13 protein-coding genes are annotated in these 19,436 nt (G+C 64.1%); 12 read left to right on the forward strand and 1 reads right to left on the reverse strand.

The window, feature by feature from the left end:
- Positions 1 to 504 precede the first annotated feature (504 nt).
- The 12 genes from glgA to B9N88_RS01055 all read left to right on the forward strand — a co-directional run bounded on the left by glgA (position 505) and on the right by B9N88_RS01055 (position 17,968).
- Positions 505 to 2,061, forward strand: a complete 1,557-nt coding sequence (gene glgA / locus B9N88_RS01000; RefSeq protein WP_074846904.1) for a glycogen synthase GlgA — start codon at positions 505 to 507, stop codon at positions 2,059 to 2,061.
- Positions 2,062 to 2,080: 19 nt separating this feature from the next.
- Positions 2,081 to 3,826: a malto-oligosyltrehalose trehalohydrolase gene (gene treZ / locus B9N88_RS01005; protein WP_027606740.1), complete on the forward strand. Its 1,746-nt coding sequence runs from the start codon at positions 2,081 to 2,083 to the stop codon at positions 3,824 to 3,826.
- Positions 3,823 to 5,907, forward strand: a complete 2,085-nt coding sequence (malQ, locus tag B9N88_RS01010; protein WP_027606741.1) for a 4-alpha-glucanotransferase — start codon at positions 3,823 to 3,825, stop codon at positions 5,905 to 5,907. The genes treZ and malQ overlap by 4 nt, the downstream gene beginning before the upstream one ends.
- On the forward strand, positions 5,904 to 8,654 hold the full coding sequence (locus B9N88_RS01015; protein WP_027606742.1) for a malto-oligosyltrehalose synthase: 2,751 nt from the start codon (positions 5,904 to 5,906) through the stop codon (positions 8,652 to 8,654). The genes malQ and B9N88_RS01015 overlap by 4 nt, the downstream gene beginning before the upstream one ends.
- Positions 8,655 to 8,678: 24 nt before the next feature.
- Positions 8,679 to 8,939: a DUF2934 domain-containing protein gene (locus B9N88_RS01020; protein WP_027606743.1), complete on the forward strand. Its 261-nt coding sequence runs from the start codon at positions 8,679 to 8,681 to the stop codon at positions 8,937 to 8,939.
- 130 nt (positions 8,940 to 9,069) lie between these two features.
- Positions 9,070 to 11,229: a glycogen debranching protein GlgX gene (gene glgX / locus B9N88_RS01025; RefSeq protein WP_027606744.1), complete on the forward strand. Its 2,160-nt coding sequence runs from the start codon at positions 9,070 to 9,072 to the stop codon at positions 11,227 to 11,229.
- 1 nt (position 11,230) lies between these two features.
- Positions 11,231 to 12,229, forward strand: coding sequence for an acyl-CoA dehydrogenase family protein (locus B9N88_RS01030; RefSeq protein WP_027606745.1), 999 nt, complete (start codon positions 11,231 to 11,233; stop codon positions 12,227 to 12,229).
- Positions 12,226 to 12,984, forward strand: a complete 759-nt coding sequence (locus B9N88_RS01035) for a PIG-L deacetylase family protein (protein WP_027606746.1) — start codon at positions 12,226 to 12,228, stop codon at positions 12,982 to 12,984. Before B9N88_RS01030 ends, B9N88_RS01035 begins: the two co-directional genes overlap by 4 nt.
- Complete coding sequence (locus tag B9N88_RS01040) at positions 12,981 to 13,580, forward strand: SAM-dependent methyltransferase (protein WP_027606747.1); 600 nt, start codon at positions 12,981 to 12,983, stop codon at positions 13,578 to 13,580. Before B9N88_RS01035 ends, B9N88_RS01040 begins: the two co-directional genes overlap by 4 nt.
- Positions 13,577 to 14,236 carry a glycosyltransferase family 2 protein gene (locus B9N88_RS01045; RefSeq protein ID WP_027606748.1) on the forward strand — a complete coding sequence of 220 codons (660 nt, stop codon included), beginning with the start codon at positions 13,577 to 13,579 and terminating at the stop codon, positions 14,234 to 14,236. The genes B9N88_RS01040 and B9N88_RS01045 overlap by 4 nt, the downstream gene beginning before the upstream one ends.
- A gap of 177 nt (positions 14,237 to 14,413) precedes the next feature.
- On the forward strand, positions 14,414 to 15,175 hold the full coding sequence (locus tag B9N88_RS01050) for a PIG-L deacetylase family protein (protein ID WP_027606749.1): 762 nt from the start codon (positions 14,414 to 14,416) through the stop codon (positions 15,173 to 15,175).
- 249 nt (positions 15,176 to 15,424) lie between these two features.
- Positions 15,425 to 17,968, forward strand: a complete 2,544-nt coding sequence (locus tag B9N88_RS01055; RefSeq protein ID WP_027606750.1) for an autotransporter family protein — start codon at positions 15,425 to 15,427, stop codon at positions 17,966 to 17,968.
- A 12-nt stretch (positions 17,969 to 17,980) separates the two neighbouring features.
- On the opposite strand, the gene B9N88_RS01060 is transcribed toward B9N88_RS01055, so the two are convergent.
- Positions 17,981 to 19,387 (reverse strand): amino acid permease, encoded by a 1,407-nt coding sequence (locus tag B9N88_RS01060; protein WP_027606751.1) that lies wholly within the window; start codon positions 19,385 to 19,387, stop codon positions 17,981 to 17,983.
- Positions 19,388 to 19,436: the final 49 nt, after the last annotated feature.

Here is a 19,436-nt window from a genome sequence, read left to right on the forward strand (position 1 = left end):
CCGCACTAAGGGTGTGAGCTTAATCTTCGTGGTGAGCAGGCTTGCCCTGCGCTGGGGCGCGAAGCGGCCCTGAAAACCGGCAACGGGGTGGCAGGCCGCCAAATTGTTTGGGAGCGCTTCGCACTCCAGCGCAGGGCAAGCCTGCTCACTACAACCTCTCGCCTTCCTCAATTGCATATGGTTACAAGTTTTTTGTCCTACAAAATTCCCGCACAAACCCTACAGGCTCTGGAATCTGTCCTAGACTGATGACCGATGGGTCCCTTCCAAAACAAAAACCCCGCAAAAAATCTAAACTTTCGAACTCTGCCGTAGGTCCAGTTTTAAGGTAGGGCGAGTGCACGCGGTTCACACCCGATGCCCGTCCATCCAATCTATTTAAGCCGACCGTGCAACTGGCATAAGCCTTGCCAGCTTGTATAGCGCTTGTGCGCCTGGCCGCAGGATGCGGTCTTCGGAGCTAGTGGCAGCGGGCCATTAGCCAACCAACATTGGGAGAGAACTATGATCAGTGCCGCTGTAGATACTCAGGGAGAGCGTTTTAGTAAGGCGGCAGAGGGGCCAACGTCACTGGCCGACCTGCCCAACACTGTGCGGCCGATCGTGAGTAATAATCCCAATCGCAAGAAGGTATTGTTCGTCACCTCCGAGTTCGCCGACCTGGTGAAAACCGGTGGTCTGGGCGACGTGTCCGCGGCCCTGCCCCGCGCCATGGCCCACTTGCATGATGTGCGCGTCCTGATCCCCGGTTACCCGCAGGTGATGGAAAGCGACAACCCGATCCATATCATCGGTGAGCTGGGTGGCCACGCCGCGCTGCCGCCGTGCAAGATCGGGCGCATGGACCTCAAGGACGGCCTGGTCATCTATGTGCTGATCTGCCCCGAGCTCTACGAGCGCGAAGGCACGCCCTACGGCGCCAACAACGGCCGCGACTGGCCGGACAACCATATTCGCTTCGCCCGCCTGGGCCTGGCCGCCGCCGACATGGCCGCCAACCTGGCCCAGATCCACTGGTGCCCGGACCTGGTGCACGCCCATGACTGGCCCGCCGGCCTGGCCCCCGCCTATATGCACTGGCGTGGGTCACGCACACCCACACTGTTCACCATCCATAACCTCGCCTATCAAGGCGTGGTCAGCCTGGCCTCGACGCCGGAGCTGGGTATCCCGCCTCACGCCTTGCAGCAGGAAGGCATGGAGTTCTACGGCAAGATGTCGTTCCTCAAGGCGGGCATGGCGTATTCCAGCCACATCACCACCGTGAGTGCGACCTACGCCCAGGAAATCACCACCCCGGAATTCGGCTGCGGCCTCGACGGTTTCCTCGCCGCCAAGACCCAGCAGGGCCTGCTCAGTGGCATCCCCAACGGTATCGATGAAAGTTGGGAAACCTCCACCGACACGCACCTGACCCACAACTTCAATATCGGTGACTGGGAAGGCAAGGCCATCAACGCCGACCACGTGCGCGAGCTGTTCGGCCTGCATGACTCCACCGGCCCACTGTTCGCGGTGGTCTCGCGCCTGGTCTACCAGAAAGGCCTCGACCTCACCGAAGCGGTGGCGAGCTTTATCGTCGAGAACGGCGGGCAGATCGCCATTATCGGGCGCGGCGAGCCGGAAGAAGAACAGGCCATGCGTGAACTGGCGCTGCGCTTCCCGGGCCAGGTCGGTGTGCGCATCGGCTTCAACGAGACCGACGCGCGGCGCATGTTCGCCGGCAGCGACTTCCTGCTGATGCCATCGCGCTACGAACCCTGCGGCCTGAGCCAGATGTATGCCCAGCGCTTCGGCTCACTGCCCGTGGCTCGCAACACCGGCGGGCTGGCGGACACCATCGAGAATGGCGTCACCGGCTTCCTGTTCAATGAATCCACCGTAGAAAGCTACGAAGAAGCCCTGAGCCGCGCGTTCCGGGTCTTCGCCAATAAAGGCCTGCTCAACGCCATGCGCAGCCGCGCCATGACCCAACCCTTCAACTGGTGCCAGGCGGTGGAACCCTACGCCGAGCTGTATGAACAACTGGTGGCCAAGGCCTTGGGGAAATCGACTAAATAATCAAGGGAGGTCTTCATAGATGCCGTTACGGACTTTGGAAACCTGGCCCCACGGCGCAATCATGCTGGACGCGCAACACACGCGTTTTGCCTTGTGGGCGCCAGACGCGTTTTATGTCAGCGTTGAATTGGAAAACGGTAAATCCATCGCCATGCTGCCCCAGGCAGATGGCTGGTTCGAGACTGAAGTGAAATGCCCGGCGGGCACGCGCTATCGCTACAACATCGATGGGGAAATGGACGTTCCCGACCCCGCGTCCCGGGCCCAGGCCTCGGACGTGCATGGCTGGAGCCTGGTGGTCGACCCGCTCGCCTACACCTGGCGTCACGCCAACTGGCAAGGCCGCCCCTGGCACGAAGCCGTGATCTACGAAGTGCACGTCGGCGCGATGGGGGGCTACGCCGAAGTCGAAAAGCACCTGCCACGCCTGGCCGAGCTGGGCGTCACCGCGATTGAATTGATGCCACTGGCGCAATTTCCCGGTGAGCGCAATTGGGGTTACGACGGTGTACTGCCCTACGCACCGCAGTCTTCCTACGGCTCGCCCGAGCAACTCAAGCACCTGGTCGACAGCGCCCACGAACACGGCCTCGCCGTGATTCTCGACGTGGTCTACAACCACTTCGGCCCTGACGGCAATTACCTGGGCCAGTATGCCAAGGGCTTCTTCCAGGAAGACGTGCACACCCCATGGGGCGCCGGGATCGACTTCGAGCGCCGTGAGGTGCGGAATTTTTTCCTCGATAACGCGCTGATGTGGCTGCTTGAGTACCGCTTCGACGGCCTGCGCCTGGACGCGGTGCACGCCATCGACAACCCCGGTTTCCTCCAGGAACTCGCGCATCGGGTACGCCAGCAGGTGGATACCGGTCGGCAGGTGTGGCTGGTGCTGGAAAACGAGCTGAACCAGGCCAGCCTGCTCAAGGAGGATTTCGACGCGCAATGGAATGATGACTTCCATAACGTGCTGCACGTGTTGCTGACCGGCGAGACCGATGCCTATTACAGCGACTTTGCCCAGGATCCCACCACCAAACTCGCCCGTTGCCTGGGCGAAGGGTTTATCTACCAGGGCCACACCACCCGCCATGGCCACGAGCGCGGCGAACCGAGCGCTGACTTGCCGCCCACGGCCTTCGTCGCGTTCCTGCAGAACCACGACCAGATCGGCAATCGCGCCCTGGGCGAGCGCCTGCACCAGCTCTGCTCGCCCCAGGCGCTCAAGGCTGCAACCGCCCTGCTGCTGTTGTCGCCGATGATTCCGCTGATGTTCATGGGGGATGAGGCGAACGCCAGCGAGCCGTTCCTGTTTTTTACCGACCACCACGGTGAACTGGCTGAAGCGGTACGCGAAGGCCGACGCAATGAATTTGCCGACTTCGCCGCGTTCCATGACCCCGAGCGCCGTGAACGCATCCCGGATCCCAACGCACTGTCGACATTCGCGCAATCGGCCCCGGTGATCGCCGACACCCCACACGCCGAGCTCTACCGCCAACTGCTGGGCCTGCGCCATCGCCATATCGTGCCGCACCTGCCTGGCGCCGTGGCATTGGGCGCGCAGGTGCTGGCCTACGCCGCCGTCAGTGCGCGCTGGCGCCTGGGCAACGGCAGCCTGTTGCAGATCGACCTGAACCTGAGCGCCACGCCGCTGGATCACCCGGCCACCGCGCCGGTCCTGTTCGAAACGCCGGCCCTGCAAGGTGCGCAACTGCCGCCCTTCAGCGCCCGCGTCACCTTATCCCCTGTTGGAGAGCACCCTTGAGCGAAGCGAACCTGGAAATCCTCGCCAGCCGCGCGGGCCTGGCCGTCGATTGGATCGACGCAAACGGCCGCCCGCAACGAGTGACCCCCGACGCCCTGCGCGCGGTTCTCAAAGGCCTGGGCCACCCGGCCGACAACGATGCCGACATCAACGCCAGCCTGCTTGAATTGGAGCGGGTGCAACAAGACAAGCACCTGCCGCCCCTGATGACCGTCGACAGCGGCGAAGGCCTCGACCTGGCGCGCTACTTCGAACCCGACACCCTGTGCCGGGTCAACCTCGAAGACGGCGAAAGCCTGGAACTGCGCCTCGACGGCGATGCCGTGCTTCCCGGGGTTATCGCCCTGGGCTACCACCAGGTGCAGATCGACAACCAGAGCTTTACCCTGGCGGTCGCGCCCACCCATTGCTACAGCGTGGCCGAAGCGGTGGACAACCGCCCCGCCCGCGCCTGGGGCCTGAGCGCCCAGCTGTATTCACTGCGCCGCCTGGGCGATGGCGGTTTCGGCGACACCCTGGCCCTGGAACACCTGGTCCGTTCCGCCGCCGAACGCGGCGCCGATGCCCTGGCGATCAGCCCGATGCACGCGATGTTCAGCGCCGATACCGAGCGCTACAGCCCGTACTCGCCGTCCAGCCGCCTGTTCCTCAACAGCCTGTATGCCTCGCCCGCCTGCATTCTCGGCGAACGTGAGGTGCGCAATGCGATTGAAGCCCTTGGCCTGGAAGAAGAGCTGCGCGCGCTGGAACAGCACAGCCTGATCGACTGGCCGGCCGCTGCGCGAGCCAAACAGCGGCTGTTGCGCGTTCTGTATGAAGACTTCCGTCACGGCCATCACCCGCAGCATGCCGACTTCCTGAGCTTTCGCCAGGCCGGTGGCGAGGCGCTGGAAAACCATTGTCGCTTCGAAGCCGTGCAGGCAGTGCGCGCCGCTGCAGGCGAGGACCTTGACTGGCGCCACTGGCCTGAAGAGTGGCGCTCGCCGCAAAGCCCTGCGCTGGTTGCGTTCGCCGAAGAGCACCACGCCGAGATCGGCTTCTACGCCTTTGGCCAATGGCTGATCGCCCGTTGCCTGGAGCGCGCCCAACAAGCCGCCAAAGGCAGCGGCATGGGCGTCGGCTTGATCGCGGACCTGGCCGTCGGTGCCGACGGCGGTGGCAGCCAGGCCTGGAGCCGCCAGGATGAGTTGCTGGCCGACCTGACCGTGGGCGCGCCACCCGACATCCTGAACCGTGCCGGCCAGGGCTGGGGCATTTCCGCGTTCTCGCCCGAAGGTCTCAAGCGCAACGGTTTCCGCGCGTTTATCGAGATGCTGCGGGCCAACTTCGCCCATGCCGGCGGCTTGCGCATCGACCATGTAATGGGCCTGCAACGCCTGTGGGTGATCCCCATGGACGCCTCGCCGCGTGACGGCGCTTACCTGTATTACCCGGTGGACGACCTGTTGCGCCTGCTGGCGCTGGAATCCCACCGCCACCAGGCGATCGTGCTCGGTGAAGACCTCGGCACAGTGCCCGATGGGCTGCGCGAAAAACTCGTCGCCCGCTCGATCCTCGGCATGCGCGTGCTGTTGTTCGAACAGGGCCACGATGGCCAGTTCAAGCCGATCCTCGACTGGCCGGACAACGCCCTGGCCACCACCAGCACCCACGACTTGCCGACCCTCAACGGTTGGTGGCACAGCCGCGATATCGACTGGAACGTCCAGTTGGGCCTGATCGATGCGCCCACCGTGGAGCAATGGAGCGAGCACCGCCTGCGTGAACGCCAGGCGCTGCGCCAGGCCTTGAGCCAGGACCCGCAGAACTTCGTCGATGAGATCCGCAATGAAACCGACCATATGATCGACGCCAGCGTGCGCTACCTCGGCCACACCCGTGCGCCGCTGGTGCTGTTGCCGCTGGAAGATGCCCTGGGCCTGGAAGAACAGGCCAACCTGCCCGGCACCACCGACACCCACCCCAATTGGCGCCGCCGTCTGCCGGGCGAGGCCTCCAGCCTGCTCGACAACGCCGGTGCCGCGCGCCGCCTTGAACTGCTGGCCGTCGCGCGCAACCAAGCCTACGAGCGTGACCGATGAAAGCCCTGCCCCTGCGCGCTACCCAGCGCCTGCAATTCCACAAAGGTTTTACCCTGGACGATGCTGTGCCACTGGTGCCGTACTTCGCCCGGCTCGGCATCAGCCATCTATATGCCTCGCCACTGCTGAGTGCCCGCGCCGGCTCGATGCACGGCTACGATGTGGTCGACCCCACCAGCGTTAACCCCGAGCTGGGCGGCGATCCGGCCCTGCGTCGCCTGGTCGCGGCCCTGCGCGAGCACGATATGGGGCTGATCCTCGATATCGTCTCCAATCATATGGCCGTGGGCGGCGCTGACAACCCTTGGTGGCTGGACCTTTTGGAATGGGGCCGGCTGAGTCCCTACAGCGAATTCTTCGATATCCAGTGGCACTCCCCCGACCCGCTGCTCAAGGGCCAATTGCTCATGCCCTTTCTCGGCAGCGACTACGGCGAAGCCTTGCAGAGCGGCACGCTGACGCTGCATTTCGATGCCGCCCACGGCGCGTTTCATGTTGAGCATTACGAACATCGCTTCCCGATCTGCCCACGGGATTACGCGGCGATCCTCGGCACCGACGAGCTGCTCAAACCCCTGGCCGACCGCTTCAGCGCCCTGGCCTATCAGGATGACGCCTACGCCGAAGCCGCCTGGCTCAAGCAGGCATTGGCCGAGCGTGCCACCGAAGTCCTCGAGCTTATCGAACGCCGGCTGACCGAGTTCGACGGACGCACGCCCGAGGGCTTCAAGCGCCTGCACCAGTTGCTCGAGCAACAGGCCTACCGCCTGGCCAGCTGGCGCACGGCGGCGGACGATATCAACTGGCGGCGCTTCTTCGACGTCAACGAACTGGGCGGGCTGCGCGTGGAGCGCACCGCAGTGTTCGAAGCCACCCACGGCAAGATCTTCGAATTGATCAGCGAAGGCCTGGTGGATGGTCTGCGCATCGACCACATCGACGGCCTGGCCGACCCGCGCGGTTACTGCCGCAAGCTGCGCCGTCGGGTGGATACGCTGTCGCCCGAACGGCACTTGCCGATCTTCGTCGAAAAAATCCTCGGCGAGGGGGAAACCCTTCGCGAAGACTGGCAAGTGGACGGCACCACCGGCTACGAATTCATGAACCAACTGTCGCTGCTGCAACACCATCCCGAGGGCTTTGCGCCGCTGGCGGACTTATGGACGCGTCACAGCGAACGGCCCTCGGCGTTTATCGAAGAGGCGCGGCTGGCCCGCCAGCAAATCCTCAACGGCTCCCTGGGCGGCGACTTTGAAAGCGTGGCCCAGGCCCTGTTGCAAGTGGCCCGCGACGACGTGATGACCCGCGACCTGACCCTCGGCGCAATCCGCCGCGCGCTGCAGGAACTGATCGTGCACTTCCCGGTGTACCGCACCTATATCAGTGCTCGCGGTCGCAGCGCAGATGACGACAAGGTGTTCCAGCAGGCCATGGACGGCGCCCGCACGACCCTTGGCGAGGGCGACTGGCCGGTGCTCGAGCATCTGGAAAATTGGCTCGGCGGCCAACCCTGGCGCAATCGCCCGGTGGGCCGCGAGCGCAAGATGCTCAAGCATGCCTGTGTGCGCTTCCAGCAACTGACCTCGCCGGCAGCGGCCAAGGCCGTGGAAGACACCGCGTTCTACCGCTCGGCCGTGCTGCTGTCGCGCAACGATGTGGGCTTCAGTACCGAGCAGTTCAGCGCGCCGTTGGCCGAGTTTCATGCCATCAACCAACAGCGCTTGCAGGCCTTCCCCGACAACCTGCTGGCCACCGCTACCCATGACCATAAGCGCGGCGAAGATACCCGCGCGCGCCTGGCCGTGCTCAGCGAGTGCGCGCCGTGGTATGTCGAGCACGTGGAGCATTGGCGTACCCTGGCGGCGCCGTTGCGCGACGACGCGGCCACACCGTCGGCCGGCGATGAACTGATCCTGTACCAGGTGTTGCTGGGCAGTTGGCCGCTGGACCAGGCCGAGGACTTCGAAGGCTATCACCAGCGCCTGTGGCAGTGGCAACAAAAAGCCCTGCGTGAAGCCAAGCTGCAGAGCAGCTGGAGTGCGCCCAATGAGGCCTATGAACAGGGTGTCGAGGCTTTTCTCACCCGCCTGCTGCTCACAGAGGAAGGTCGGCCGCTGCGTAGCGCGATCGGCAGCGCCGCTCAGGCCATCGCGCCTGCCGGCGCACTGAATGGGCTGGCGCAAACCTTGCTTCGCCTTACCGTGCCGGGTGTGCCGGACCTGTACCAGGGCGATGAGTTCTGGGACTTCAGCCTGGTGGACCCGGACAACCGTCGCCCGGTGGATTTCACCGCGCGGCAACGGGCACTCAATACCCCGCCGGATATCGGCGAACTGTTGTTCAACTGGCGTGACGGGCGTATCAAGCAAACCTTGATTGCCCAGGTACTGGCCTTGCGCAAGGCCCATCCGCAGGTGTTCCGCAGCGGCCGCTATACAGCGCTGGAAGTGGTCGGCCAACACGCCGGGCGGGTGGTCGCATTCTGCCGCGAACACCAGGGCAAACGCGTGCTGGTAGTGGTGCCACGCTGGTCCCATGAACTGCTTGAAAACGGTGTGCATCCCCAGATCAATGCGCAGGTTTGGGGCGATACACGGGTGAAATTACCGTTCGCCGCACCAACGCAAAACTGGAAGGGACTTTTTCATACAGGCGCAGTCACACCAGACAAGGAGCTGTTGATCAGCACTGCCCTGGGGGATTTCCCGGTCAATGTCTTTATCAATCCTGATGATCAAGAAAGCTGAAAATTTTCTGTGAGGAGCATTGTGATGAGTACTGAAGACAAACGCATACGCGAACTGGCGCATCAGATCTGGGAGTCTGAAGGCAAACCCCACGGGGAAGACGCGCGCCACTGGGAGATGGCGCGCAAGCTGGCCGAAGCCGAAGCGCTGACGCCGAGCAAACCCAAGCCCGCCGCCAAGCCCAAGACCGCCCCCAAGCCTGCGGCGAAAGCCAAGCCAGCCGCGAGCAAGCCGGCGCCGCCGGCGGCCAAGAAGCCCCCCGCGCCGAAAAAGCCCAAGGCTTAACGCGCACGGCGCCATCGACCTTTTGCCGGCGCGGTCGGCAAAAGGTGATTTCACTCTTCTTATCATCCGCTGAAAACTCGTCAGCACGGCCGCGTTCGGCCCGAAAAAACAGCCTTGCAGGAGCAACTCAATGAGCAAACCCCATAAGACCCCTTCGACGCCGGGCAGCGAGCCGTCGCGGATTCGTGAAGGTTTGCCCTTCCCCCTCGGCGCGACCTGGGATGGCCTGGGTGTCAACTTTGCGCTGTTCTCGGCCAACGCCGAGAAAGTCGAACTATGCCTGTTCGACGACACCGGCGAAGTGGAACTCGAGCGCATCGAATTGCCCGAATACACCGACGAAATTTTCCACGGTTACTTGCCCGACGCCCACCCTGGGCTGATCTACGGCTACCGCGTGTACGGGCCGTATGATCCGGCCAATGGTCATCGCTTCAACCACCACAAATTGCTGATCGACCCCTACGCCAAGCAACTGGTGGGCGAACTCAAATGGTCCGAAGCGCTGTTCGGCTACACCATCGGCCACCCGGACGACGACCTCAGTTTCGACGAGCGTGACAGTGCGCCCTTCGTGCCCAAGTGCAAGGTCATCGACCCGGCGCACACCTGGGGCAACGACCAGCCGGTGCGGGTGCCGTGGGACCGTACGATCATCTACGAAACCCACCTGCGCGGCATCAGCATGCGCCACCCTTCGGTGGGCGAAGACGTGCGCGGCACCTGTGCCGGGTTGATGGAAGATGATGTGCTCAAGCACATCCGCCAGTTGGGTATCTCGTCGGTGGAATTGCTGCCGGTGCACGCCTTCGTCAACGACCAGCACCTGCTGGAAAAAGGCATGACCAACTACTGGGGCTACAACAGCATTGCCTTCTTCGCCCCCGACCCGCGCTACCTGGCCAGCGGCAAGATCGCCGAGTTCAAGGAGATGGTCGCGCACCTGCACGAGCAGAAGCTGGAAGTGATCCTCGACGTGGTCTACAACCACACCGCCGAAGGCAACGAACGCGGCCCGACCCTGTCCATGCGCGGCATCGACAACGCCTCGTACTACCGGCTGATGCCCGATGACAAGCGCTTCTACATCAACGACTCCGGCACCGGCAACACCCTGGACCTGAGCCACCCGTGCGTACTGCAGATGGTCACCGACTCCCTGCGTTACTGGGCCAACGAGATGCACGTCGACGGCTTCCGCTTCGACCTGGCGACCATCCTCGGCCGCTACCGCGATGGCTTCGATGAACGCCACAGCTTCCTCGTGGCCTGCCGCCAGGACCCGGTGCTGCGCCAGCTCAAACTGATTGCCGAGCCCTGGGACTGCGGCCCCGGTGGCTACCAGGTGGGCAACTTCCCGCCCGGGTGGGTTGAATGGAACGACCGTTTCCGCGACACCGTACGCGCGTTCTGGAAAGGCGATGACGGCCAACTGGCGGACTTCGCCGGGCGCATGACCGCCTCGGGCGAGATGTTCAACCACCGTGGCCGCCGCCCGTACAGTTCGGTGAACTTCATCACCGCCCATGACGGTTTCACCCTGCATGACCTGGTGTCGTACAACGACAAGCACAACGAAGCCAACGACGAAAACAACCAGGACGGCAGCAATAACAACCTGTCCTGGAACCACGGCGTCGAGGGCCCCACCGACGACCCGGAAATCAACGCACTGCGCCTGCGCCAGATGCGCAACTTCTTCGCCACGCTGCTGCTGGCCCAGGGCACGCCGATGCTGGTCGCCGGTGACGAGTTCGCGCGCACCCAGCACGGCAACAACAATGCCTACTGCCAGGACAGCGAGATCGGCTGGGTCAACTGGGACCTGGACGAGGACGGCAAGGCGTTGCTCAAGTTCGTCAAGCGCCTGATCAAGCTGCGCCTGGCCTACCCGATCCTGCGTCGTGGGCGCTTCCTGGTGGGCGACTACAACGAGGACATCGGCGTCAAGGATGTCACCTGGCTGTCGCCGGCTGGCACCGAGATGACCACCGAGCAATGGGAAGACAGCCACGGCCGTTGCCTGGGCATGCTGATGGATGGCCGCGCCCAGGAAACCGGGATTCGCCGCGCCGGTGCCGACGCCACCTTGTTGCTGGTGGTGAACGCCCACCACGACGTGGTCAATTTCCGCCTGCCGCCGGTGCCGGAGGGTGAGTTCTGGACCTGCATGCTCGACACCAACGAGCCGGCGGTACGTGGCCAGGAACGCTTCGAGTTCGACCACGAGTACGGTGTGACCGGCCGCTCGCTGCTGCTGTTCGAACTGCAGCGTGACGACGAGGTGTGACATGGCACTGCATGGATTCCTTCAAGGCTTCCAGGGCTATGCGGACACGCAGGCCCTGGCCAAGGCCTTGAGGGCACTTCAGGAGGAAGGCCTCGATCAGTTGCCGCTGCCTGGCAGCGGCGACACCCTCGGGCGGTTCAGCCGCCTGGCGCAGGTGGCTGGCCATGACCTGCGCTTGTGCAAGCTGTTCGAAGGCCACACCGATGCGTTGGCGATCATTGCCGAGCTGCGCAGCCCGGCGCCGCCTTTGGGCAGTCTGTGGGGCATGTGGGCCGCAGAACCGCCGAATGCCAAGGTGCAGGTGCGCTGCGAGGGTCATCGCCTGCGTCTGGACGGGCGTAAAGCCTGGTGTTCCGGGGCGGCGGTGCTCAGCCATGGTTTGTTGACGGCGTGGGATGAACAAGGCGGCCAGCAATTGGTGGCGGTGCAGATGGACCAACCGGGCATCACGGTGACCCACGACGGTTGGAATGCCGTGGGCATGGCCGCCACCGGCAGCGTCGAGGTCGTCTTTGACGGCGCCCATGGCCTTGCCGTGGGCGGCCCCGGCGACTACCTCGCGCGCCCCGGGTTCTGGCAAGGCGGCATCGGTATCGCCGCCTGCTGGTACGGTGCCGCACAACGCCTGGCCGAAGTGTTGCGCGATCACTGCAGCAAGCGCTCGGAGCCCCACGCCCTCGCCCACCTGGGCGCGGTCGACAGCGCCTTGAACAGCGCGGCCTGTGTGCTGCGGGCCAGCGCTGAACAGATCGATCGCTACCCCAGGGCCAATGCCCGGCACCAGGCCCAGCAGGTGCGCGCGTGCATCGAGGACACCGTCGAGCAGGTCATGCGGCATGTGGGCAGAGCCGTGGGCGCGGGTCCGTACTGCAAGGATCCGCACTTCGCCCAGTTGATGGCGGACCTGCCGGTGTATGTCCGCCAGAGCCATGCCGAACGCGACCTGGCCGGCCTCGGCGAACTGGTCGCCGGGGAACCCACAGGGAGGTGGCAGTTATGAAACCCAACCCGATCGTCGGCCAGGGCACGCCCCTGCAGCGCTGGCAGGACTCGCCGCTGATGGCCGAACTGCCGCAGATCAGCGTCGAACAATTGGTGCCCGAGGGCCACCGCGCGGTGATCATCGCCCCGCACCCGGATGACGAAGTGCTGGGCTGTGGCGGCCTGTTGCAAGGCTTGGCCGAACTGGGCCGGCCCATTCAATTGATTTCGGTCACCGATGGCAGCGCCAGTCACCCCGGCTCCACCCACTGGTCGGTGGAGCGCTTGAGCGTGGTGCGCCCCCAGGAGTCGGCCCAGGCCCTGCATCGCCTGGGTGTGCCGTTGCACAGCCTGAAATGGTTGCGGGCCGGCTTCAGCGACAGCCAGGTCGCGGCGCGGGAAGAGCAGCTCAGCGCCTTTATCCAGCGCCACCTCAAACCCACGGATGTGGTGTTTACCACCTGGCGCGAAGACGGCCATTGCGACCACGAGGCCGTTGGCCGCGCGAGCGCCAAGGCAGCGCACGCGGTGGGTGCGGCCCTCTATGAGTTGCCGGTGTGGACCTGGCACTGGGCGTCTCCCGAGAACAGCCTGGTGCCCTGGCACCGTGCCCGCAAAATCCCCCTGACCTGTGAAGCCGTCGCGCGCAAGCGCCACGCCATCCATGCGTTCGCCAGCCAGCTGGAGGGTGACCCGCAGATCGGCCTGCCGCCGGTGCTGGCGCCCTATGTGGTGGAACGTCTGCTACAACCTTTTGAAGTGGTATTCGTATGAGTGTGGCGACACCGTATTTCGATCAACTGTTTGCCGGTAACGACGACCCCTGGGCCTTTCGCCAACGCTGGTACGAGCGTCGCAAACGGGCGCTGACCCTGGCACTCCTGACCCGGCCGCGCTATGCCTCGGTGTTCGAACCCGGTTGCGCCAATGGCGAATTGAGCTTCGAGCTGGCTCCGCGCTGTGATCACCTGCTGTGTTGCGACACGGCCTCGGCCGCTGTCGCCCTGGCACGCAGCCGCTTGCTGGGCTTTGCCCATGCCCGAGTGGAGCAGAGCCGCCTGCCCGGGCAATGGCCGACCGGCGAATTCGATCTGATCGTCTTGAGCGAGCTGTGCTACTACCTCGACCGCGATGACCTGTGCCGCTTGATCGATCGCGCCCTCGGCAGCCTCACCGCCAGCGGCCAGGTGTTGGCCTGCCACTGGCGCCCGACGATCGACGGGTGCCCGCAGACCGCCGAACAGGTGCATGCCCTGCTCCATGAGCGGTTGGGGATGCCCCTGGTCGCCACCCACCACGAACCCGACTTTCTACTCGACCTGTGGAGCCGTGACGGCACTTCGGTTGCCACCCTTGAGGGCCTGCGATGATCGGTATTCTGATCCCGGTACATAACGAAGAGGCGCTGCTCGGCGAGTGTCTGGAGGCCGCATTGGTGGCTGCCCGTCACCCAGGCCTGCTGGGTGAAGCGGTGCAGATCCTGGTGCTGCTCGACAGTTGCAGCGATGCCAGTGCGGCGATTGCCGAGGGGTTCCCGGTGCAGCGCCTGGAGGTGCAGGCGCGCAACGTGGGCCATGTGCGCGGGGTGGGCGCGCGACACCTGCTCAACCAGGGTGCGCGCTGGATCTCATGCACCGACGCCGACAGCCGCGTGGCCCCCGATTGGCTGGTGGCCCAGTTGGCACTGGGCGCCGACGCGGTGTGCGGCACCGTGACCGTCGACGCCTGGAGCGAAGGGTTCGACCCGGCGGCGCAGATCCGTTACCAGCAGGCGTACCACGCCCGTGACGGCCACCGGCATATCCATGGCGCCAACCTGGGCATCAGTGCCGGGGCCTATGTGCGGGCCGGAGGGTTCGAACCGCTGCCCTGTCACGAAGATGTGCAATTGGTGCGCGACCTCGAGCGCTGCGGGGCGTCCATCGCCTGGAGCCACGCCCCGCAAGTCATCACCAGCGCGCGCCTGGAGGCCCGCGCCCAGGGCGGGTTCGGCGATTATTTGAAGAGCCTGATGTGCGCGTCTTGAAAAAAACGACATTGCAAAATGTAAAAGCGACCAATCCTTGTCTATGCTGATGACGCCTTGCTGGTAATTCAGGGTTGGATTACCACGCGTGCACCACGGCGGAGTCTGTGGTGAATAAATAGAGTCGTCCCGTCAACGGGGCACGACCCAGCATCAATCGACAAGGACGTAACGCCCATGAAGCCTGCCTCCCTCAGTGAAGGCCGTCGCGGCCCCGCGCAAATCTGGAACAGCGCACCGCAGCTGGCGCAAATCCCGCCTATCTCTACCACCTCCCTGGTGCCCGCTGGCGCGCGCGTGGTGATCATCGCGCCCCATCCCGGCGACGAGGTGGTGGCCTGCGGTGGTCTACTGCAATTGCTCAGCACCCTGGAACACCCCCTGCAAATGATCTCCATCACGGACGGCAGTGCCAGCCACCCGGGGTCCCACGTGTGGCCAGCCAGCCGCCTGAGTGTGGTGCGGCCCCAGGAAAGCGCCGAGGCGCTGCGCCGCCTGGGCATGCCCTTGCACAGCCTGAAGTGGATTCGCGGCGGTTTCTGCGACAACGCCCTCGCCGCCCGCGAACCGCAACTGAGCCAATTTATCGCGCGCTACCTGCAACCGGGCGATGTGGTGTTTTCCACCTGGCGCAACGACGGCAATGACGACCATGAGGCCGTCGGCCGTGCCAGCGCCAACGCCTGCAGGCTGGTGGGCGCGCAGCTCTATGAACTGCCGATCTGGGCCTGGCACTGCCCCGCCCGCGAGGGTGCGACGATCCCCTGGCAGCGGGCGCGCAAGGTACGCCTGGACACCTGGACCGTGGCGCGCAAACTCCACGCCGTCCATGCGTATGCCAGCCAGTTGGCGGGCGACCCGCAGATCGGCCTGGCGCCGATATTGGCCCAGGTGCTGCTGGAGCGTATGCGCGAGCCTTACGAGATTGTGTTTTCGTAAGACCGGCAGCTCGTCTATACCTGTCAACTCTGACAGTAGCGCCCTGCACGATGTATGGCTAGGGTGCAAACAGCGCTGCACCCGTTGAGGTGCAGTCGAGAAAGCCATGCCAACTCCTTGCATTGGCCGGTGTTTTCGAACAGGTAACCCGCACTCCCTGCTCCGTATCGCGTGTCACGTTGTCATGGTCTGGCCTGCACCGGCCTTTGCCGGTGCCGGGGCAACTTTCCCCTCGCACGAGGATGGATCATGCGCTCACGGACTCCGACCCTGTTGTACCTGATTGCCCTGGCGACACTGCCGAGCGCCTCTTACGGGGCGTGCACCATCAGCAACACCGCCGGCGACGACCTCTCTTCCTGCGACAGCGGCACGGCACCAGGCTTTACCGACAGTGCCGGCAATAACACCCTGAACCTCAGCGCCACGGGGCGGATTACCGGGAATGTCACCTATGGCGCCGGCAACGATCTGGTGGATGTGAACGGGCCCAGTGCCGGGATTGATGGCAACCTCAACCAGGGCGATGGCAGTAATATTTTCCGGCTCAACCTGGGCAACATCACCGGCAGCGTCAGCCAGGGCTCGGGCGCGGATGTGGCGCAGATCAGCGGCGGCCAGGCCGGCGCCGTCAGCCAGGGCGCAGGCGTCGACAGCTACGCCCAGAGCGGCGGCAGGATTGCGTCACTGGCCCAGGGCGATGGGCTGGACGACTTCAACATGAGCGGCGGCATCATCGACGGTGCTTTCGAGGATGGCGACCGGGCCAAGATGAGCGGCGGCCGCATTGGCCGAGTCGACATGAAACTCGACAACAACCTGTTCGATATGTCGGGTGGCAGCATCATCGCCAACCTGGTAACCGGCTTCGGCGACGACACCATCCTGATCTCGGGCACGGCCTTCGTCGGCGGCAATATCAGTGTCAGCGGGGGCAACGATCACGTGGCGGTGTCCGGTGGTGACGTCAACGGCCAGATACTCCTCAGCTTTGGCGACGATCACTTCGAATGGACCGGTGGCAACCTGCATTCGTTCGTACTGCTGGGCGCCGGTGACGACACGGCGGTGCTGCAAAACCTGGTCAATACCCAACTGGCCGCGGCGCAGTTGATCGACGCTGGCCTGGGTGTCGACACGCTCACACTGGACAATACCAAGGCAGGCGATCCGGGCCTGTTTTCCAACTGGGAGAGCATTCGGCTGGACAACCAGTCGCAGCTGATCCTGGGCGGAACGCTGAAACTGGGTGACAGCGACACCGGCACGGGCAGCCTGAGCATCGACGGGACCAGTGAACTGTTGATCGGCACCGGGGTGATCGACCCGTTTACGGCCGGCCAACGGGTGAACGTCACCAACAGCGGCACCCTCAACATGACCACCGGCAACACCCGCACCAGCGACACCTTGACCATCAATGGCAATTACACCGGCGACAATGGACGGCTTTTACTGCAAAGCGCCCTGGGCGCGGATGATTCCCCCAGCGACAAACTGATCATCAACCAGGGCACCCTCGCCGGTACCACCGCCATCAGCGTCACCAACCTCGGCGGCGCGGGCGCGGCCACCCTGCAGGACGGCATCCAGGTGGTGCAGGCCCTCAACGGCGCGTCTGGCAGTGGCAGCGCATTTACACTGGCGGGCCCGGTACCTGCCGGCGCGTTCGACTACTACCTGTTCAAAGGCGGTGTCACGGCCGGTACGGCGGAGAACTACTACCTGCGCTCGACGATCCCCGTGGTGCCGCCTGGCCCGGTGATTATCGTGCCGTTACCCACCCCGGTTCCCGGTGAACCACCGCTGCCGCCCAATCCCGGGACCGAACCGATCCCTATTTATCGTCCGGAAGTGCCGATCTACGCTGCGTTGTTTCCCGCCGCACAGCAACTCGTGCAGGGCATGCTCGGCACCTTTCACCAACGCATGGGCGACCAAAGCCAGCAGTTGCACACCGGCCCGTTCACTTCGGGCTGGGGGCGGACCTACGGCAACAGCACGCGCCAGAGCTTTACCGGGACGGTCAGCCCGTCGCTCGACAGTTCGGTGACCGGCTTCCAGGTGGGTACCGACCTGTACGCCAGCACCTACGACAATGGCCTGACCCAACGCAGCGGGTTCTTCGTCGGCCACAGCACCCTCAAAGGCAACATCAAGGGCTTCAACGGCGGCTGGCAGGACAAGGACGCCGGCAAGACCACCTTGCGCGGGGACAGCCTGGGGGTCTACTGGACGCTGATCGGCGCCAACCAGGCCTACCTCGACCTGGTATTGATGGGCACCCGCTTCGACGGCAATAACGAGTCGGATCGTGGCGTGAAGATGGACACCCGGGGGCACAATGTCACGGCGTCCGCCGAAGTCGGCTGGCCGTTTGCCGGGATGGGTAACTGGGTGGTTGAACCCCAGGCGCAACTGATCGTCGGCAAGACCAGACTGGATAAGCAAAACGACGGGATCTCCAACGTTTCCTATGACGCCGACACTAACGTCACCAGCCGCCTCGGGGTGCGCCTGCGCGGTGACTATCAGGTCCGCAGCATGCCGCTTCAACCCTACGTACGGGCGAATGTCTGGCACACCAGTGCCGGGCAGAACACCGTCACCTTCAACGGTGTGACAGCCATCGACACCGAGCAGAAGTCCACCACCCTGGACCTGGGCGCCGGCGCCACGCTGAAGGTGGCCACGGGCATCAGCCTGTACGGCGAGGTGGGCTACAACCGCAACCTGGACAGCAACACCTTCAACGGCCGCCAGGGCACGGTCGGCCTGAGAATGGAGTTCTAGGGAACCCGTGAATCACCTATGACCGGGATTGACCACCCCGGCCGCCTTGAAGCGTGAAAACTGAAAGGCAATGCCCAGCCAGATAAACCAGGCCGGCATCACGTACAGCGCCAGGCGTGTATCCGGCCGCAACGCCAGCAGGCCGAGGACGAAGGCCATGAAGGCCAGGGAAAACCAGGCCATCGGCACACCACCGGGCATCTTGTAGAGGGATCTGGCGTGCAGGTCAGGGCGCTTTTTGCGGTACGCAATGTAGGACGCGAGGATGGTCGACCAGGTGAAAATCACCAGGATCGCCGACACCGTCGACACAATCGTGAAGGCGGTCATCACCTCCGGCACCACAAACAGCAACACCAGGCCCAGCAGCATCAGCAAGGTGGTGAAGGCCAGGCTGATAAACGGCACGCTGCTTTTCGACAAGCGTCCAAAGATACCCGGGGCGTCCCCCAGGTCAGCCAGGCCGAACAACATGCGGCTGGCGGAGAACACCCCGCTGTTGGCCGACGAGGCCGCCGAGGTCAGCACCACGAAATTGACGATCCCCGCCGCCGCTGGAAAGCCCGCCACCAGGAACAGTTCCACGAACGGGCTCTTGCTCGGCGACACCTGTTGCCACGAAGTGACCGCGATGATGCACGCCAGGGCCAGCACGTAGAACAGGATGATGCGCAGCGGAATCGAGTTGATCGCCTTGGGCAAGGTCCTCTCCGGTGCTCGGGTTTCGGCGGCTGCGGTGCCGATCAGTTCGGTGCCGGCAAAGGAAAAGATCGCCATCTGGAAGCCGGCGAAAAAACCGAACAGGCCATTGGGAAACGCCGCCTGTTTGTCCAGCAAGTGGCTCACGGAGGCCGTGACCCCGGTGGGCGAGACAAACGAGCTGGCAATCAGCACCACGCTCACGCCGATCAGGGTCAGCACCGCGATGATCTTGATGATCGCGAACCAGAACTCCACTTCGCCGAACAGCCTGACCGTCAGCACGTTCAACGCGAACAGCGTCAACAGCATGCCCACCGCCGGCATCCATGCCGGCACATGCGGGAACCAGTACTGGAAAAACCCGCCGACCACCACCGCGTCCCCCACCACCGCCACGCTCCAGCTCAGCCAGTACGACCAGCCGAGAAAGAACGCCGCACGCGGGCCCAGGTACGCGCCGGCAAAGTCGGCGAAGCTCTTGAAGTTGAGGTTGGACAGCAGCAGCTCACCCATGGCGCGCATCACGAAGTACACGAACAGCCCGATGATCATGTAGATCAGGATGATCGAGGTGCCGGACAACGCGATGATCTTGCCGGAGCCCATGAACAGGCCGGTGCCGATCGCACCGCCCATGGCCATCAGCTGGATGTGGCGGTTGCTCAGGGTGCGTTGCAACGCAGGCTTTTCACACAGCCCGGACGTGGTTGTTTTCATCACAAAACCTCTTGTTATGTTTTTGAGTTTTGGCAGAAAAAAAATCGAG

This window comes from Pseudomonas sp. LAMO17WK12:I1, from assembly GCF_900177315.1.
Lineage (GTDB): Bacteria > Pseudomonadota > Gammaproteobacteria > Pseudomonadales > Pseudomonadaceae > Aquipseudomonas > Aquipseudomonas marginalis.

Coding starts and splice junctions, on each gene's coding strand:
- glgA (WP_074846904.1), top strand. CDS start 505: ATGATCAGTGCCGCTGTAGATACTCAGGGAGAGCGTTTTAGTAAGGCG.
- treZ (WP_027606740.1), top strand. CDS start 2,081: ATGCCGTTACGGACTTTGGAAACCTGGCCCCACGGCGCAATCATGCTG.
- B9N88_RS01015 (WP_027606742.1), top strand. CDS start 5,904: ATGAAAGCCCTGCCCCTGCGCGCTACCCAGCGCCTGCAATTCCACAAA.
- B9N88_RS01020 (WP_027606743.1), top strand. CDS start 8,679: ATGAGTACTGAAGACAAACGCATACGCGAACTGGCGCATCAGATCTGG.
- glgX (WP_027606744.1), top strand. CDS start 9,070: ATGAGCAAACCCCATAAGACCCCTTCGACGCCGGGCAGCGAGCCGTCG.
- B9N88_RS01030 (WP_027606745.1), top strand. CDS start 11,231: ATGGCACTGCATGGATTCCTTCAAGGCTTCCAGGGCTATGCGGACACG.
- B9N88_RS01035 (WP_027606746.1), top strand. CDS start 12,226: ATGAAACCCAACCCGATCGTCGGCCAGGGCACGCCCCTGCAGCGCTGG.
- B9N88_RS01040 (WP_027606747.1), top strand. CDS start 12,981: ATGAGTGTGGCGACACCGTATTTCGATCAACTGTTTGCCGGTAACGAC.
- B9N88_RS01045 (WP_027606748.1), top strand. CDS start 13,577: ATGATCGGTATTCTGATCCCGGTACATAACGAAGAGGCGCTGCTCGGC.
- B9N88_RS01050 (WP_027606749.1), top strand. CDS start 14,414: ATGAAGCCTGCCTCCCTCAGTGAAGGCCGTCGCGGCCCCGCGCAAATC.
- B9N88_RS01055 (WP_027606750.1), top strand. CDS start 15,425: ATGCGCTCACGGACTCCGACCCTGTTGTACCTGATTGCCCTGGCGACA.
- B9N88_RS01060 (WP_027606751.1), bottom strand. CDS start 19,387: ATGAAAACAACCACGTCCGGGCTGTGTGAAAAGCCTGCGTTGCAACGC.